We start from the raw sequence: 17,370 nt of genomic DNA, 5'->3' as shown, positions 1-17,370 counted from the left end.
GACGTACACCACGTTTTAAATTCGGTTTCTTTATCGCCTGGATATGCCAAGGTGTACAATGGCGTTATCAAAATCCCCGTATATGGTCCAATGCCGTATCCTTTCCACCGAGGGGGCAGCATGTCAGTTCCTTCACACTTTTTTGAGCTACTTATTCGGAACTTATGATTTTTTTCAAGTTGAACAAATAATCAAATATGTATTTGAATATTCGAGAGGTTTGGTGTATTATAATAATCAAATTAACGTTTGATTGTTGAGGGGGCAAAGAATCGACTATGAATAACTCTTGGAACAAAGTGATTTATCGGTTCTGGGCTCCTTTCTATGATTATTTCTTTAATTCCGGCCCTTTTTTAAACGCCCGGAAAAAGATTTTTGAGAACCTCGACATTAAGCCGAGAAGCAAAATTCTTTTTGTGGGCGTCGGTACGGGAGCAGACTTACAGTTCATTATGGGCAAAGATATTTCTGTTACTGCAATTGACTTGTCATCCGACATGCTTGATAAAGCAAGAAATAAATATGATGCACCAAACTTTACGTTCACAGAAATGGATGCGCAAGATTTGGCCTTTTCTCCGGAATCGTTCGATATGGTCATTGCGAATCTGATCCTATCTGTCGTACCCGATCCGGATCAGTGTTTTCAAGAAATGATTCGGGTTACTGGATCTGGGGGACGTATAGTCATTTTCGATAAATTTGCCCCTCCCTCGCAGGAATTGCCTGTAATTAAGAAATTCCTTCGTCCCGTCGTAGCAATGATGGGGACGGACATTGGCCGTCATTTTGAACAAGTCGTAAAACCATACGAAAACCATATTCGAGTGGAGGAAGATGAGTCTGCCTTATTTAACGGCATGTATCGGAAAATCATACTTCGTAAAATCCAAGCTTAAACTACTGGCAAGATGTCCGGATGGAGGGTGAAAGATGCGTAAAGAAGACACTAGAGATTTTATACCAGCACTGAGATTTCACTGGCTTACATCATTTTATGATCCGATATTACGCTGGACAATGAGGGAGTCTACCTTCAAGAACAAATTAATTAGACAAATTCAAGTTGATTCGGGGCAGCGAGTGCTTGATCTAGGATGCGGGACCGGTACATTAACCCTTCTTTTAAAACAAGCTTACCCGAAAGCAGAAGTAACCGGACTCGATATTGATCCGAATGTTCTCCGAATTGCAGAGAAAAAAGCAGTGGATATGGGAATGGACATCGTATTTAATCAAGGAATGTCGTTTGAACTTCCCTACCCTGATCATTCATTTGATCATGTTGTCACAAGTCTAATGTTTCATCATTTGACTTTAGAAAATAAACTCCGAACACTAAAAGAAATTTTTCGTGTACTTAAACCAGGAGGTGAACTTCACATAGCGGATTGGGGAAAGGCGCAAAATCGGCTCATGCGCATTGCGTTCCTTTCAATCCAAATCCTCGATGGTTTTAAAACGACAGCAGATAATGTAAATGGCCTGATACCGCAAATCATCGATAAGGCCGGGTTTGCTACATCTAAAGAGACGGATAGGTTTATGACAGTATACGGAACCCTTTCTTTATACAAAGCGAAGAAATAAAACAGCATTGCGGTGAAGGTAGCTTCACTGCTACTGCCGCAAATAGCTGGCCGGAGTAAACCTTTGTTAAATGGTAATGTTTAATCAAATAAGTATTTGGATATAAGAACATGTAAATCTACAATTGGATGGAGCAAATCGCTATGTCACTCACATTAATTCTTTCCGCTATTGGCACGTTCATCGTGACAAACGTTGACGACATTTTTGTGCTGATGATCTTTTTCGCACAGATTGAGAAAGCGCGGCACACACAAGTTGTTCTAGGGCAATATCTTGGGTTCGGATTGCTCGTTGTATTGAGCCTATTAGGGGCTTTCGGTTTTACATTTTTGCCACCCGAATGGGCCGGGTTTCTCGGGCTGATACCGATTTATCTCGGTATCCGAATGTTCCTCAAAAAGGAGGAAGAAGATGAGGCAGAGGAAGCGCTTGAGAAATTGGGCGATCTAAAGTCACAACCTTCAAACAACCGATTGTTTGGACCACTAACGGGTAAGGTCGCTGCGATTACCTTTGCCAACGGGGGGGATAACCTGGGCATATACATCCCGTATTTTACGACCCAGGGGAATGCGTCACTTTTATCCATCGCGATTGTGTTCCTCTTGATGGTCGCGGTATGGTGTTTCCTGGCGTATCGGCTGGCAAGCTTCCCGGCCATTCTGAAGATTCTGGAAAAGTACGGAAGTGTCATTGTTCCACTGGTGTTTGTCGCATTAGGTATTTCGATCATGCTGCATGGTGATTCATTTGCATATCTCATAAGACTGTTTGGATAACGTTCACGTAAATCGAAATGACGAACTGGAGGGAAACACAATGGTAGTAGGCGACGCAAGCATGCACACGCAGTTGTTGGTCATCGGCGGTGGTTCTGGGGGTTATGTTGCAGCTATACGAGCCGCGCAGCTCGGCAAGAAAGTGTTGCTGGTGGAAAAATCGGAACTCGGAGGTGTATGTCTCAATTGCGGCTGCGTGCCGTCCAAAGCGTTGCTATCAGCGGCGCATCGTTATGAACAAATGCTGGACAGCGGCATATCCGGGTTAAAAGCGAAAGGCGTTGATATAGATTTTTCACAGATTCAACAGTGGAAACAGTCGAAAGTGGTGAATCGCCTCAAAACGGGTATTCAATCCTTGCTCAAAAAGCATGAAATCTCGGTCTTCAAAGGAGAAGCGTTGTTCATAAATGATCGGGAAGCCCGTCTCTATAATGAACAAGAATCGCTCCGATACCAATTTGACGATTGTATCGTTGCTGTCGGATCGCGCCCAATTGAATTAAAAGCATTCCCGTATGGAAATCGAATTTTGTCCTCCACGGAAGCACTCGCCCTTACCGAAATCCCTGAGCGGATGGTCGTCATCGGCGGTGGCTATATCGGTATTGAGCTAGGCCAAATGTACGCGAAGTTCGGCACGAACGTAACCATTTTGGAAGGTTCACCGTCGATTCTGCCTGGATTCGAGATTGAAATTACCCGGATTGTCAAAAAAAATCTGGATTCCCATGGCGTTACGGTATATACGAACGCCATGGCTCAATCCGCCCAACAGTCGGCTGATGAAATCACGGTTACCTTTACGGTAGATCAGACCGAACAACAAGTGATGGCCGATTATGTTCTTGTGACAGTAGGACGCCGACCCAATACTGATGGCGAACTCGGTCTTGACCGGATTGGGGTAAAAATTGGAGACCGGGGACTGGTCGAAGTCGATCAACAAGGGCGAACGTCTATTCCACATATTTATGCGATTGGTGATATTATCCCTGGTCCTGCACTGGCGCATAAAGCTTCATACGAAGGAAAAGTGGTTGCTGAAGCCATAGCTGGCCAGCCAAGTGCCTTCGACTATAAAGGGATACCTGCGGTCGTGTTTTCCGATCCGGAAATTGCTTCCGTAGGACTTAGCGAACCTGAAGCCAAAGAGAAAGGATATGACATCATGGTGGGTAAGTTTCCGTTTGCGGCAAATGCGCGTGCTCTCTCTTTGAGTGCGTCCGAGGGGTTCGTCAAGCTGGTAGGCGATAAGAAAACAGGTTTGATCCTTGGCGGGCAAATCGTCGGCACAAACGCGTCCGACTTGATTCCGGAAATTGCCTTGGCAATTGAAATGGGAACGACCATGGAAGATTTAGCCCTCACGATTCATGCGCATCCGACACTTGGGGAATTGTCGGCCGAAGCGGCAGAAGTTGCCCTTGGCCATCCCATTCATATTTAGTTTTGTTTGCCTTTGACAAACCAATGGCGCAAGCATAATATAATAATCAAATGAACATTAGATTGAGGTGATGGGAATTGAAAAACCAAGATACATGCGAGATCTTTTGTTATGACGAGGATAAGGTCAATCGAGTCCGGGAAAAATTAAGCAAAAATGATTTTCAGAATATGGCGCAAGTCTTTAAAGTGCTTGCAGATCATACGCGGCTAAAGGTTGCTTATGCCCTGTGCGATGAAGACGAGTTATGCGTCTGTGATGTGGCCAATATTATCGGCTCCACGATGGCGACGGCTTCCCATCATTTACGGCTGCTGCGGAACATGGGCATTGCGAATTATCGGAAGGAAGGGAAGCTCGTTTTTTATTCCTTGGGAGATGAGCAGCTTAAACAAATGATAAGGCTCGCCATTGAGCATCAAAGGGAGGTTGTTGGCGTTGAATAAAGTGGCTGAATCATTAGAGAACAAAAACGTGTACCGCGTTGAAGGATTTACATGCGCGAATTGTGCCGGGAAATTTGAGAATAATGTCAAGCAATTGCCGGGCGTTCAAGATGCGAAAGTGAACTTTGGCGCTTCAAAAATTGCCGTTTTCGGTGAAACCACTGTTGAGGAACTGGAGAAAGCCGGTGCATTTGAGAATCTTAAAGTCATCCCTGAAAAACCGGTACGGATGGCAAAACCGGAAGTGAACGAGGAAAAAAACGTATTCAACGTTCAAGGATTTACTTGCGCGAACTGTGCCGGGAAGTTTGAAAATAACGTGAAGCAGCTACCAGGGGTTCGGGATGCGAAAGTGAACTTCGGGGCTTCAAAAATTGCCGTGTACGGTGATGCAACGATTGAAGAACTGGAGAAAGCCGGCGCATTTGAAAATCTGAAGGTAACGCCGGAAAAAACCGTACGGGCAGCGACGCAAGAAGTCAAAAAGGAAGCCAAACAGCCTTTTTATAAAAGGCACAGCACGTTACTGAATGCGACGTTATTGCTCGTTTTCGGTTATCTTTCCCAGTATGTCAATGGCGAAGAAAACCTGATCACTTCCTTATTATTTGCGGCCTCTATTGTAATGGGGGGATACTCACTCTTTAAAGTCGGTTTCCAAAACTTGCTTCGGTTTGAATTTGACATGAAAACCTTGATGACCGTGGCCATTATTGGAGCCGCGATCATCGGAGAATGGGCAGAAGGCGCGATTGTCGTTATTTTGTTTGCCATTAGTGAAGCACTGGAACGATTCTCAATGGACCGCGCGCGACAATCGATCCGTTCCTTAATGGACATCGCTCCAAAAGAAGCTCTTGTAAGACGCAATGGACAAGAGATGATGATCCATGTTGATGATATCGCCGTTGGAGACGTTATGATCGTGAAACCCGGTCAAAAGATCGCCATGGACGGTGTGGTTGTAAGTGGATACTCCGCCGTGAATCAAGCCGCGATTACTGGTGAGTCCGTACCGGTAGAAAAAACGATCAATGACGATGTCTTTGCCGGTACGTTAAATGAAGAAGGCTTGCTTGAAGTTAAGGTAACAAAGCTTGTGGATGACACAACCATTGCAAAAATTATTCACCTGGTTGAGGAAGCACAGGGAGAACGCGCTCCTTCGCAAGCGTTTGTTGATAAATTTGCGAAGTACTATACACCCATCATCATGATTGTCGCCGCTTTAGTCGCGGTTATTCCTCCGCTTTTCTTTGATGGGAGTTGGGCCGCATGGATTTATCAAGGTTTATCTGTACTCGTTGTAGGTTGTCCTTGTGCGCTTGTGATATCGACTCCAATTTCCATTGTGTCGGCAATCGGAAATGCGGCCAAGAAAGGTGTCCTAATCAAAGGCGGCGTTTATCTCGAAGAAATGGGAGCCTTGAAGGCCATTGCATTTGATAAAACCGGCACGCTAACAAAAGGAGTCCCGGTTGTAACGGATTTCAAGGTGTTTAACGATCAGACAAATACATCGGAATTACTATCTGTCATTACGGCTTTAGAGTACCGTTCTCAACACCCTCTGGCGTCAGCGATCATGAGAAAAGCCGAAGAGGAACACATTTCGTATTCGGATGTAAAGGTTGACGAGTTTTCTTCCATTACAGGCAAAGGCATTAAAGGGATAGTCAACGGAACGACGTTTTACATCGGCAATCCAAAACTCTTCAAAGAACTGCCAACAACTCGTTTCAGCAGCGAGCAGGAGCAATTGGTTACAACCCTTCAAAACGCGGGCAAAACGGCCATGGTTGTCGGAACTGACAGTACAATTCTCGCGGTGATCGCCGTAGCGGACGAAGTTCGCGAGTCGAGTAAGGACGTTATTCAAAAGCTGCACCAGCTGGGCATCAAAAAAACGATTATGCTTACCGGTGATAACAAGGGTACGGCAACTGCCATCGGCGGACATGTCGGCGTATCGGATGTTCAGGCGGAACTGCTGCCGCAGGACAAATTGGACTTTATTAAACAATTGAGATCCGATTACGGGAACGTAGCCATGGTCGGGGATGGCGTCAATGATGCCCCTGCGCTGGCCGCCTCTACAGTCGGCATCGCGATGGGCGGAGCTGGCACAGACACCGCGCTGGAAACAGCAGACGTGGCTTTGATGGGCGACGATTTACGGAAACTTCCATTTGCGATCAAACTAAGCCGAAATGCACTTAGCATCATCAAGCAAAACATCACGTTTGCGCTTGCGATAAAATTGATTGCTTTGCTGCTCGTTATTCCGGGTTGGCTGACGTTGTGGATTGCTATTCTTTCCGATATGGGGGCAACGCTCCTGGTTGCATTAAACGGATTGAGACTCATGCGCGTGAAAGAATAAATAAGCGAGTTAGGGGTTTTACGCCCCTAACTCTTTATTTGGAAGGATGGTGTATGTGCTTCGTTACTTTATTTTCGCTATTATCGCTTTTTCCGTTGACCAATTGATCAAATGGAGTGTAGCAACTTATATGGATCTCGGTCAAAAAATACCGCTTATTTCGGGTGTTATTCAATTGACATCCATTCGGAATCGGGGGGCCGCATTTGGCATCTTGCAAAACCAGCGACTATTTTTCATCGTGGTGACAGCTATAGTTCTTATTGGCATTATCGTCTATTTGCGCAAAATCTATCGCAAGCAAAAATTGCTCGCTTATGCGCTAGCCCTGATTTTTGGAGGGGCACTGGGGAATTTTGTGGATCGCGCTTTACATGGCGAAGTCGTGGATATGCTGGAATTTACTTTTATCAACTATCCTGTATTTAACATGGCGGATGTGTTCATCACGACGGGAGTTATTATGATCATGATTGACACGTTTCGGTCATCCAAAGCGGATAAGGCATCAAGTCAGAGCTTACCGGAGTAGATCGGGGTGGTTATGCTGAATTGGGGCAGTCTGTTTTATGTATTTCTGGCGGCGGCCGCCAATGTGATCGGCGGCCTCGTTTTTGTGTTAAAGCGACATTGGTCACGTAAGAGCTTGAATGCTTTGATGGCTTTAAGCGCAGGACTTTTGATCGCTATTGCCATTTTGGATTTTATTCCGGAATCTTTGGAGCATGATTCCTCAAGCCCGATTTTCATCCTGCTCGGTGTATTGGCGATTTACTTTTTTCAGCAATATGTCGCCGGTTATTTTCACTTCGGCGAGGAAACACATGCCACACAACACGAAAAAAGTACCGCAGTCGGTGCCATGGCCGGTATGCTCATCCACACTTTTTTTGACGGGTTATCGATCGCGGCCAGTTTTGAGGTCGATTTTCGTTTGGGCATTACGGTCTTTATTGCCGTGCTTCTTCACAAAATTCCAGATGGACTCACGATTTCATCCATTATTTATATTCTTTCCAAAAACAGGACAAAGGCTATGGGCGCCGCACTTTTACTAGGAATCTCTACATTGGCAGGTGCGCTGACGGCATTTATTTTTGCCGACTATTATTTGCCTGGGGAACAAACGGTTGCCGTCGCGATTGCTTTTTCGGCAGGGGTGTTTCTGTATGTTGCCGCCACCGATTTACTGCCTGTAGTGAATGCATCCGGAGATCGCCGTGCGGCGTTGTTTTTCTTTATAGGTATCCTGTTATATTTTCTGCTTCAATGGGGAACCAACTGGCTGGCCCCGGCCCTGCATTAATTCATGATCATGTTATGTTTTACTTATTGGGTGGCGTGTAGGACAGAGCTTGTTTTCCAAGCGCTTCCCAACTCCTGATAAACTGCTGCTTGTCCACCTGCTGCCCTTTCACGCCGGATAAGGGATCATTGACGTAGACGTACTGCTGATCGTATCCGACCAAAAGTACGCTATGTACGGAGAACGTGGCACGAACGGGTCCGGTAGGTGAATCCCAGACGACCCATTTCGGGAGTTCTACATATGTTGTGGTTGTCCATGCAATAACAGGTACTCCCTGTGCCAATTGTTGTTCAAGTGTGTCAAACGAATGATTGGTTAAATCGACGGCGGTTGGAATGTAGTTTTTTAATAAATCGAATAAAGCCGAGTGATAGATACTGTACCCTTTTTCCTTGCCTGTGATATCCCCAACAAAACCGAGATTTGGGTTTCCCCAATACGTAATGTTGCCCTGCGCATCGGTTTTCATTGGGGCTGGATCTTTTTTCATTTCGCCGACAAGCTCCATTTTATTCTTAGCAATGCCATGAAACTGAAGCAACATGGCCAAACTGGTGATCTCACACCCGTTATATAACTCCGGCAATTGTTTAATCAAAGGCGCATCGAGCTTTACAATGTTAATTTGGGGCAATGACGAGACGTCTTGCATTGGGATTGTTTTTGGTTCAGGCAACATTAACGGTTCCGACTGAAGTGAACGCCAAGCCAAAATCGGCCTCCCTGACACCTTTTCGTACAAAACGCTGCCTATTATCACATTTATGATGATAAGCGTGCTGATGATCGAGTAAACAAATGATATTTGTAAAGATTTCGATAACAGGATCATTGTCCTACGCATGGCACAAGTTCATTCCCTCTATTCTAGTCTGTTTGAAACTAGGGTATGTTTTGCCTATCGTAGCATGTTTACTAGAAAGATTAAAATCTTTAGTTTCATGTGATAAGGAGGTATGGTTTTTGAACCCTGAAAATATTACGATTTGGTTGGCGTTTGGGGCCGGTTTTTTATCTTTTATTTCCCCTTGTTGCCTGCCTTTGTACCCGTCCTATATCTCGTATATTACGGGTATCTCTACCAAAGATTTAAACGAACGGCAAAGTCTTTTTCACCGTAAAGCCTTGCTGCATACGTTATTTTTCATCCTCGGATTTTCCATTATTTTTTTTGCTCTAGGATTATCGGCCAGCCTAGTAGGGGATTTGTTTGCTAACAATCGTACACTAATCCGTCGATTGGGTGCGATTTTGATTGTCGTGATGGGACTGGTTATGCTCGAGGTGTTCAAGCCCCAGTTACTTATGCGAGAAAAACGGTTCGCATGGAAGACGAGACCTTCCGGCTATGTCGGATCGACATTGGTGGGTATTACGTATGCGGCCGGATGGACGCCTTGCGTAGGTCCAATCTTATCTGCAATTGTTGCTCTGGGCATCACAAATCCTGACCAAGCCATATTGTATATTTTGGCCTATACTCTGGGATTTGGCCTTCCCTTTTTCATCATGGCGTTTTTTATCGGAAAAATGAAATGGATCATGAAATATTCCAATAAAATGATGAAAATAGGTGGTGCGTTAATGGTTTTGGTTGGAATTTTGTTATACACCGACCAGATGACGCAGATTACGATATGGTTAATTCGTTTGTATGGAGGTTTTACCGGTTTTTAAACTATCACGATTTGCTTAACACTGCTTGAGGAGTACGTCCCTTTTTTGTTTACTTTGACGGATGTAAATTAGGGTATATCAGCAAAGCTGGTACTGCCACCCACAAAGCTTAAATATTATTAAAGGGGGTCATCAACATGTGATCGCCGCGAGGCGGTCGTCTATGGTTGGGAGTAGGGGCGGCGCATTGTCGGGGCGTATTTGCGCACAAGCCAAAAAAATACGCTTAAGCAAAGACTTTACATATAAGGAAGCCAATTTCCCACTTAGGGGGGAGAAACAAAAATAGCCGATTTCACCGCGTTAAGAGGTGTACCGGCTATTTTTGTGTAATCAAATTAAGTCCTTCGCGTAACATTTTAGAACACTACTTTACTATGGGGAATACTAGGTATACTGACCATACTGAAACTTAAATCCTGCTCAGGAACTTCATAATTCATTCGATTCACTAAATAATCGAGACTCACTTTCATGACTTCTATGGTGACCCATTCACCGGCACAACGATGTCCCATAAAGTAATCGCCCCCACCTTGCGGAATGAAGCCGAAGGGGCTTCCGTCCCATTTGCTTGGCGTATGTGCTATTACGCGCCATGAATTGAGCAGATAAAGCACAAATATCGATGCAATCCCGGAGCAGATTGATACAATTCACTCTCGCTTGAACATCAGGTTCTTTCAAACATGAACTTAAACATTCTTTGCATGTCTTGCGTACATTTATTACAAGCGTCGATACACATTTGGTATTGCTGGACAGTTGAATTTACAGTGGCTGGCAAAACCTATTCCTCCCTTAGTTTTTCTTACTCATTGTAATTTTTGTCAAGCCACATTCTTTTATGCATGCGTCCCTTTGGAAGATGATCCCCAATGAACGAATAATTGGACAAAAAATAACAATCCTAAACCAAGGGGGTGATGGCGATGATGGATCATATGATGATGGACAGTTCTGTGATGGCGATGATGTGTTTCATGATGGGGATTGGAGCTCTTATCGTCATTATTGTTATTGGAATAACGATTTACATGGTGACTCGTTTACTTATGAAAAAAAGCAGACTTGAGGATCGTCCCCTCATGCTGCTTAAAGAAAGATATGTAAAAGGCGAAATTAGCGATGATGAATATACTCGGATGAAAAAAGTAATCGCTGATTTGAAATAAGAAGAAAGTATTAATCCGGCGAGAATTGATCTTTTGAAAGACTGCGAAGGCGCTACCGGTTAGTTTGGTAGCGCCTTTGTCATTGCGCGTGTAGCCACGCTTTGCGGTTTTATTTCGCATCCTGCTTATAAAGAAAGAATGCGAAGTGTTGGTTGTCCATCAATATGTTTGGTTCCGTACAGCGGTGGTGTTTTGCCTTCCTCCAGGATGGTGCGCGGACACCACGTTTTAAATTCGGTTTCTTCTCGCCTGGATATGCCAAGGTGGACGATGGTTTTATCAAAACCGCCGTAAATGAGTAATTCTGCCCCTAATTTATGAAATTTAATCATGGCTGTGTCGGATGTCAGTATGCGGGGAATGGCGAGATAATAAATCCATTTTCCTTTCAGGCTGTTAAAGTTCGGTTTGCCTGAGCGGGACCGCATATGTTCCCGGTCAATCGTGCCGTTTTTGATGTTCGGCCGCGGATGTTTCCGCTAAAATGGGCTACTCGTCAGAAGAATTAACATCCGTTCCAGATGGGGCGAACCTTGGCCTCGGCTGTGGCAATCCGCAAGCCATTGCCGCTTTGCAACCGGGAGAAGTCGTGCTGGACCTGGGCAGCGGCGGCGGGTTTTATTGCTTTCTTGCCTCCCGTCAGGAGGGCGCTTCTGGCCGCGTCATTGGTGTAGATATGACACCGGAATGGTCAGCCGCGCCCATAATTTTTTTTGGAAACCTTTTGCCCGCCAACACAATAATGAAAATCAGGTTTCTTGGATTCTAATTGATGAACTTATAGTTAAATATTAAATAGTTTTTTTCGACTTGAATTAACTTTACTCATTTTGATATTTAAGTACCCGATTTGAACTCCAGAATGAAAAGGTTAGTAGAGGAGTGCCATTTCCATTGGTTCTTTTGCTGTCACAAATCATTTTGAGAGGAGAAAGCATATGATACCTACCCTATTTCGTGACTCCCAACATGAAGCCTTCTACTATCGCATGTTGACAGAACGTAGATGCACGGATAGTTATCACAGATCATTATTCTATACGTTAGGAATATCGAAAGATACGCGCACTCATATTCATGACGTATTCGATTTTTCAAATGGTGGGATTAAGCCGGAAAGTCTGTCCGCGCCCTGGCAAACCGGGAGCTCTATCCGCACTTGCCGATTGGCGTTCAATCTCTGGAATGGCTGGAGCCAAGCTGGGGAGGAACGCTATTCAACCCCGCATGAACTTTTTGATTGTGGTTTTGCTCCTTACTTTTTTGAAGCGATACGCCTCCGTTATCCCGATTATTGCAGATATCAATTCCCTTCCTTCAGGCCCAAAGCTGAACGTAGTCGGTAAGTTGAGGGGGAATTAGCATTGAAAAAACTAAAAATCAGAAGGATAGTTAAGTCGATCAAACAGATCAACAAGCACGTTCGCGTACTTAAACGAGGTGTATTCGGAAGGAACAGCACCGCCCGATACAAGGTGCAGGAACGTACCCGTTCTTCTTCCGAGCAGATACAAGATCGCAATGATGCGAATATACAGGGAGCCATAGGCAGTATCGTGCGTGTATCGGTGGTAGCTGCAACCACCATCCGAAAGCGATGGCTCCACTCCAATCAGGCGCGTCATTCTCATCCACATACAGACCAGGATTCGCGGTCGAGCGCGCGGCCCAGATTGCAACGTTGGCCAGCTAACGGGAGGCAACCACGAATCGCTAGACGGAAACCGCCGCGCTTATCAGGAAAGGCGGTGGTTCAACACCTGCCCGAAAGGCAACCAGCCGGGAAAAAGAGAGTTGGACATACAACAGCCAGTATCAAAGCCGACCACAATGGAAAAACGAAAGGATATGCGCCGCAGCGGAGGACGGCCGCTATGATGGCTTTTCCGCTTTCGGGGAAAATGAAGCAGAAAGGAACGATTCGCCAAAGGCGAGCGCTTAACGTAGTAGCTCGCACCATCAAGTCCGCTCATCTCTCCGTTTCAGAGGTCGATCATGCTAGTAAGGATGAGAAGCACGCAGCTCATCAGAAGCGAATGCTCCAGGCCGCAATCCAGGCACGGTATTCGATACAAGGGGCGCGAGCAGTCGCGCACATGAATATTCGCATGATTAAAATGCTCGTTCGAGCCACAGCGCTGCTGGTGAAGGGAGTGGCCGCGCTGCTAGGAGTCAGTAGCAGCGTTATTATTCTGCTGTGCATCATCATGATTATTGCGGCGCTGCTCTCCTCCCCGTTTGCCATCTTCGTGGCAGATGAAAATACAGAGCCCGGTACACAGAAGCTATCGTTGATCGTAGACGAGTTGGATGAACAATTCATGACTCGACTGGAGCAGGAACGTCAGGCGGCCGGAGATGTAGATCGAGTAGAAATCCATTACGTTGACAGCGAAGAAAAAAGCCGCATCGACAATTGGCCGGAGGTATTGGCCGTTTTTGCGGTCAAAACGTCCATGTCCACGGCGGGATTTGACGTGGCAACGATGGATCGGCAGCGAGTCGAGATGCTGCAAACGGTCTATTGGGATATGAATCAGATCGATTCGCATGTTGAGACGCTGGAGTATACGGAAATGGTCGCCATTGAGCAGGATGACGGAAGCATAGAGGAGCATCCGGTGACGGAATATGAACGTGTCTTGCATCTGTCGATTACGGCTCGAACGGCAGAACAGCAGGCAACTCTCTATGATTTCTCTATTGAACAGAACGATATAATGGAAGAGTTGTTGTCAGCAACATTTCGACCTATGATGTTTGCGCTTCTTGGTAAAGACGAGAATGTGGGCTTGTCATCGGAACAGTTTGAAGCGATTATGACCGATTTGCCTGCCGGTGTGCTTGGAAGCCAGGCTGTCGAGTTGGCGTTGACCCGGTTGGGCGATCCCTACAGCCAACTAAAGGCGGGGCAGGACAACTACACGGATTGCAGTTATCTCGTTCAGTGGGTGTATCGGCAATTAGAGGTCGGCCTGCCAAGAACGGCGGCAGAGCAGGCGCGTTTCATCGTAGACAACGGACTTTCGCTCACCGCAGATGAGTTGATGGCCGGCGACTTGATTTTCTGGAGCTACGAGCAAAACGGGCGATTTATGGATATTACGCATGTCGGCATTTATGCTGGTAACGGCAAGGTCATTGACGCCTCCTCCACTCGCCTGCAGGTTGTATATCGGAATGTATTCGACGCCGAGCTTCAAGTGATGTATGGTAGGCCGTATTTTCCTTTTGTGGAGTGACCTATAAGAAGCATATCACAGCCCTACAGCACTTCGGTCATATTACCGAAGTGCTGTAGGGCTTTTCGTTTAACAAACATGATCGGGTACCCGATTTGAGCCTCAAAATGAAAAGGTTAGTAGAAGGCCTTGTTTCTAATGGCCATATTGCTACCTAAATTCGGTTTGAGGGGATGATCGCTTGAAAACGGATTTGTTGAGGTACAGTATGCAAATTGCAATGCTCAGGCAATTGCTGACACTATCCTTGATAAGTGAACAAGAGTTCGATTTGATCAAAAAACGAACCATGCGTGATTATGGCATCTATTCAGACCTTACATCTGGATAAACCATCGCATTCGTTCTTTATAAATGAAGTTTTGAAATTCAGATTCGCACCTTTGTCGAATTCACCTGAATTTAATACGCTAATAGCGTAGAAATCAACTCAGGGGAGGAAACAGCAATGTCATTTTCAGTTGAGGTTATAAAAGCAAATCGAAAGCTGTCAGATCGTACTGGCGGACAACAAGAAATTCTGAGAGTAGCCCCGTATGCACGGGTAAGTACAGACACTGAGGAACAACTCAACAGCTACAAATCTCAAGTTTCCTATTACAAAGAAATGATTAGTCAGCGCAGCGATTGGACACTGGTTGATATTTATGCAGATGAAGCCATTACGGGCACTCAGGTGAAAAAGCGTGATGATTTTCAGAGATTAATAACCGATTGTCTCAATGGAAAAATTGATATGGTCATTACCAAGTCTATCTCCCGGTTTGCCCGAAATACAGTGGACACCTTAAAGTATGTCCGCAAGCTCAAGGAAAGAAATGTAGCTGTATTTTTTGAGAAAGAGAACATCAATACTTTGACGATGGACGGCGAGTTATTGCTTACAATCCTCAGTTCAGTAGCACAGCAAGAGGTTGAGAATATTTCATCGATTGTTAAAATGGGCTTGAAAATGAAAATGCAACGCGGCGAGCTTGTCGGTTTCCAAAGCTGCCTTGGTTATGACTACGATCTCACAACCAAGCGAATCTCAGTGAATGAGGATGAAGCGGAAGTTGTACGATACATTTTTGAGCGTTATATTGCTGGTGTGGGGGCCTCTGTCATAGCTCAAGAGTTAACGAAGCTTCCTCATAAAACAAAGCGTGGGAACTCGGAATGGGGCGATACTACAGTGCTGGGTATCATTAAAAATGAGAAATACAAAGGCGACCTTCTTCAAGGCAAAACCTTTACGCTTGATCCGATATCCAAGAGGAGGTTGGATAACCACGGTGAGGAAGATCAATATTACATTAAGAATCATCACGAGCCCATTATAAGTGAGGAGATTTTTGAGAAAGCTCAAGATATTTTGTACAGACGAGGAAAGCCACGCGGGAAACTTGATAAAGGCAGTAAGCGTGAAAAGTTCAGTCGGAAATTTACATTCAGTTGCAAGCTGGAATGTGGATTCTGCGGAAAAAACTATTCCCGAAGAAGTTGGAATAGCCGAACAACTTACGCAAAAGTCATTTGGCAATGCGTCACTTTCTCGAAAAAAGGAAAGAAATATTGTCCGCATAGCAAGGGAATTGAGGAAAACATAATTGAGGGAGCCTTTGTCGAAACGTACAATCGCGTATGTGGCAATCATAAGGATGTGTTAGATGAATTGTTGTTGAGGATGGAGTCCGTGCTTGGAGAGCAGCAGTATCACAAGCAATTACTTAAAGTGAAGCACGAAATCCAGGCTCTCGAACAAAAACGTTCCAATCTGATTGATCTTCATCTGGATGAGAAAATTGACCGCGCCACGTATGAACGTAAATATGATGAACTGGAGTCCACGTTAACGGAACTAATCGAAGCGAGAGAACAACTGGAGGCTTCGGCTCAAGAAGAAGTTGACGTTGAAAAAAGAGTGCAACACTTTCGTAACGTGCTTCAAACCAATACCGTCCTTTCTGAATTTGATCGAAATGTATTCGAAAGTGTCGTTGAAAAGGTTATAATGGGAGAAAAGCAGGAAGACGGAAGCGTAGAGCCGTATCAATTAACATTTGTATTCAAAACGGGCTTAAAGAGCGCTGTTCAATGCAAAGATGGAAGGCAAACTCCAAAAAAGCTAACAGTAGCGGAGAGGAGTGATGCATGTCCCCATGTCCCAAACAACACATGTGGAGGCGGTAACGCTGTTGATCAGGAAAGACAATTAAATCGGAGATATTGCAAAGAGGGGCGAAAGAGCCCCTCTTTTTTCATTGTTATAAAACAGCAGGACACTTGCCCGGTTTGTTTCTTATAACCAGGCAGTTGCATAGGAGATTCCAGCCCGCTTCGGTCGACAACACACTTTTTCTATGATATGGTAGCAAGTAATTAGGCATTTCGTTCCCTTGGGACGAGGTGCCTTCTCGCATATTTATAGCCGTTTTACATTAAATGTCTATCTGGAGGTGATGCAATGGTGCTCCTGATTTCCCCGCTACGGGGGGAGAAATCCGTAGTTCATTATGGACGATCGATGGAGAGTGCACCCAAATAACGATAATCTGAGGAGTGTTGTTGAGATGAGAGTAAATTTACGAGCAGAAACGCGCGCCGCGATGAACAAAACTGGACTTAAGCAGCTTCGTCTTTCGGGGCGAATTCCGGCGGTTGTATTTGGCACAGGGGAAAACAATATGATGATTCAACTGTCCGCCAAAGAATTCGGCAAATGGGCAAGGAACGGCAAAGGAGGAATCCTGGAGCTTCGTTTTGACGATCGGGAGCCGCTTCCGGTTTTGCTGGAGTCCGTTCAGCGTGATTCAATTACTCGTGAATACATTCATGTCGACTTTTTGCGCATCAATATTAATGAAGTTGTTCGGACGAGAGTAAATCTCGATTACATCGGCACCGCCAAGGGAGCCAAACTTGGAGGCGTCGTCCAAATTCAAAGCACGTACATCGAGATTGAGTCTTTCCCTGACCGTATTCCTGCCATCATTCCAGTTGATATCAGCGGACTGGTTATCGGGAATTCCTTACACGTCGGGGATCTTAAACTGCCAGACGGGGTCGTGCCGATCTCTTCGGCAAATGAACTGCTCGTGTCGGTGGTGACACCGAAAGTCCAGTCGGAGCAACCGGAGGCTATGTAACTTCTGCTGCCGGCGATTACTTCCCGATACTCCATCGGGAAGCGATCGCCGGTTTTTTGCGTAAAACTTGAACAGAATCCGGAACTTTCCATCAAGTGAGACTAGGCTTGGTCGTCATTATTATTGTACACTCAAGTCATGTGAACTGCGGCCTGCCGCTTATTCGGCAGCTGCATACTAAGCCA

18 protein-coding genes and 2 pseudogenes are annotated in these 17,370 nt (G+C 45.3%); 15 read left to right on the top strand and 5 right to left on the bottom strand.

Annotation, left to right across the window (positions count from 1 at the left end; genetic code table 11):
* The first annotated feature begins 278 nt into the window (after positions 1–278).
* The 8 genes from AK95_RS30120 to AK95_RS30085 all read left to right on the top strand — a co-directional run bounded on the left by AK95_RS30120 (position 279) and on the right by AK95_RS30085 (position 7,960).
* Complete coding sequence (locus AK95_RS30120; protein ID WP_071223591.1) at positions 279–902, top strand: class I SAM-dependent methyltransferase; 624 nt, start codon at positions 279–281, stop codon at positions 900–902.
* 34 nt (positions 903–936) lie between these two features.
* The gene (locus AK95_RS30115; protein ID WP_071223590.1) at positions 937–1,593 is read left to right on the top strand and encodes a class I SAM-dependent methyltransferase; all 657 of its coding nucleotides are present in this window, start codon (positions 937–939) and stop codon (positions 1,591–1,593) included.
* A 143-nt stretch (positions 1,594–1,736) separates the two neighbouring features.
* Positions 1,737–2,375 carry a CadD family cadmium resistance transporter gene (locus AK95_RS30110; protein ID WP_071223589.1) on the top strand — a complete coding sequence of 213 codons (639 nt, stop codon included), beginning with the start codon at positions 1,737–1,739 and terminating at the stop codon, positions 2,373–2,375.
* A gap of 40 nt (positions 2,376–2,415) precedes the next feature.
* The gene (gene lpdA, locus AK95_RS30105; protein ID WP_071223588.1) at positions 2,416–3,825 is read left to right on the top strand and encodes a dihydrolipoyl dehydrogenase; all 1,410 of its coding nucleotides are present in this window, start codon (positions 2,416–2,418) and stop codon (positions 3,823–3,825) included.
* 77 nt (positions 3,826–3,902) lie between these two features.
* Positions 3,903–4,271, top strand: a complete 369-nt coding sequence (locus AK95_RS30100) for an ArsR/SmtB family transcription factor (protein WP_071223587.1) — start codon at positions 3,903–3,905, stop codon at positions 4,269–4,271.
* Complete coding sequence (locus tag AK95_RS30095) at positions 4,264–6,654, top strand: heavy metal translocating P-type ATPase (protein ID WP_071223586.1); 2,391 nt, start codon at positions 4,264–4,266, stop codon at positions 6,652–6,654. Before AK95_RS30100 ends, AK95_RS30095 begins: the two co-directional genes overlap by 8 nt.
* Before the next feature lie 55 nt (positions 6,655–6,709).
* Complete coding sequence (gene lspA, locus AK95_RS30090) at positions 6,710–7,186, top strand: signal peptidase II (protein ID WP_235613258.1); 477 nt, start codon at positions 6,710–6,712, stop codon at positions 7,184–7,186.
* A gap of 12 nt (positions 7,187–7,198) precedes the next feature.
* Positions 7,199–7,960, top strand: coding sequence for a ZIP family metal transporter (locus AK95_RS30085; RefSeq protein WP_071223658.1), 762 nt, complete (start codon positions 7,199–7,201; stop codon positions 7,958–7,960).
* A 19-nt stretch (positions 7,961–7,979) separates the two neighbouring features.
* Here the strand turns inward: AK95_RS30085 and AK95_RS30080 are convergent, their stop codons facing one another.
* Positions 7,980–8,675 (bottom strand): C39 family peptidase, encoded by a 696-nt coding sequence (locus tag AK95_RS30080; RefSeq protein WP_235613257.1) that lies wholly within the window; start codon positions 8,673–8,675, stop codon positions 7,980–7,982.
* 251 nt (positions 8,676–8,926) lie between these two features.
* Here AK95_RS30080 and AK95_RS30075 point away from each other — a divergent pair, with 251 nt between their 5' ends.
* A complete protein-coding gene (locus AK95_RS30075) occupies positions 8,927–9,640 on the top strand; it encodes a cytochrome c biogenesis CcdA family protein (protein ID WP_071223584.1) in 714 nt (237 codons plus the stop codon).
* A 359-nt stretch (positions 9,641–9,999) separates the two neighbouring features.
* On the opposite strand, the pseudogene AK95_RS35020 reads toward AK95_RS30075, so the two are convergent.
* Together AK95_RS35020 and AK95_RS35395 are read right to left on the bottom strand one after the other, a co-directional pair.
* Positions 10,000–10,209 (bottom strand): annotated as a pseudogene (locus tag AK95_RS35020) (cytochrome P450); the annotation flags it as partial.
* Positions 10,136–10,369, bottom strand: coding sequence for a four-helix bundle copper-binding protein (locus AK95_RS35395; protein ID WP_481855874.1), 234 nt, complete (start codon positions 10,367–10,369; stop codon positions 10,136–10,138). The pseudogene AK95_RS35020 and the gene AK95_RS35395, both read right to left, overlap by 74 nt.
* Before the next feature lie 203 nt (positions 10,370–10,572).
* On the opposite strand from AK95_RS35395, the gene AK95_RS30070 reads away from it, so the two are divergent.
* Positions 10,573–10,815 carry an SHOCT domain-containing protein gene (locus AK95_RS30070; protein WP_071223583.1) on the top strand — a complete coding sequence of 81 codons (243 nt, stop codon included), beginning with the start codon at positions 10,573–10,575 and terminating at the stop codon, positions 10,813–10,815.
* Positions 10,816–10,940: 125 nt separating this feature from the next.
* Here the strand turns inward: AK95_RS30070 and AK95_RS30065 are convergent, their stop codons facing one another.
* The gene (locus AK95_RS30065; RefSeq protein ID WP_071223582.1) at positions 10,941–11,243 is read right to left on the bottom strand and encodes a hypothetical protein; all 303 of its coding nucleotides are present in this window, start codon (positions 11,241–11,243) and stop codon (positions 10,941–10,943) included.
* A gap of 44 nt (positions 11,244–11,287) precedes the next feature.
* Between AK95_RS30065 and AK95_RS30060 the strand changes: the two are divergent.
* A pseudogene (locus AK95_RS30060) lies at positions 11,288–11,503 on the top strand (methyltransferase domain-containing protein); the annotation flags it as partial.
* 250 nt (positions 11,504–11,753) lie between these two features.
* Positions 11,754–12,161: a DUF6075 family protein gene (locus AK95_RS35255; protein WP_074961978.1), complete on the top strand. Its 408-nt coding sequence runs from the start codon at positions 11,754–11,756 to the stop codon at positions 12,159–12,161.
* A gap of 27 nt (positions 12,162–12,188) precedes the next feature.
* Here AK95_RS35255 and AK95_RS30055 read toward each other — a convergent pair whose 3' ends face one another.
* Positions 12,189–12,440, bottom strand: coding sequence for a hypothetical protein (locus AK95_RS30055; RefSeq protein WP_071223580.1), 252 nt, complete (start codon positions 12,438–12,440; stop codon positions 12,189–12,191).
* A 249-nt stretch (positions 12,441–12,689) separates the two neighbouring features.
* Here AK95_RS30055 and AK95_RS30050 point away from each other — a divergent pair, with 249 nt between their 5' ends.
* From AK95_RS30050 to AK95_RS30040, 3 genes are all read left to right on the top strand, one after another.
* On the top strand, positions 12,690–14,057 hold the full coding sequence (locus tag AK95_RS30050; RefSeq protein WP_071223579.1) for a C40 family peptidase: 1,368 nt from the start codon (positions 12,690–12,692) through the stop codon (positions 14,055–14,057).
* A gap of 448 nt (positions 14,058–14,505) precedes the next feature.
* Positions 14,506–16,344, top strand: a complete 1,839-nt coding sequence (locus AK95_RS30045; RefSeq protein ID WP_083397764.1) for a recombinase family protein — start codon at positions 14,506–14,508, stop codon at positions 16,342–16,344.
* A gap of 265 nt (positions 16,345–16,609) precedes the next feature.
* Entirely contained in the window at positions 16,610–17,185 is a 576-nt protein-coding gene (locus AK95_RS30040; protein ID WP_071223578.1) for a 50S ribosomal protein L25, read from the top strand.
* Positions 17,186–17,370: the final 185 nt, after the last annotated feature.

Source organism: Paenibacillus sp. LC231, from assembly GCF_001860525.1.
GTDB lineage: Bacteria > Bacillota > Bacilli > Paenibacillales > Paenibacillaceae > Paenibacillus_AQ.
This window is presented reverse-complemented; position numbering and strand designations above follow the sequence as displayed.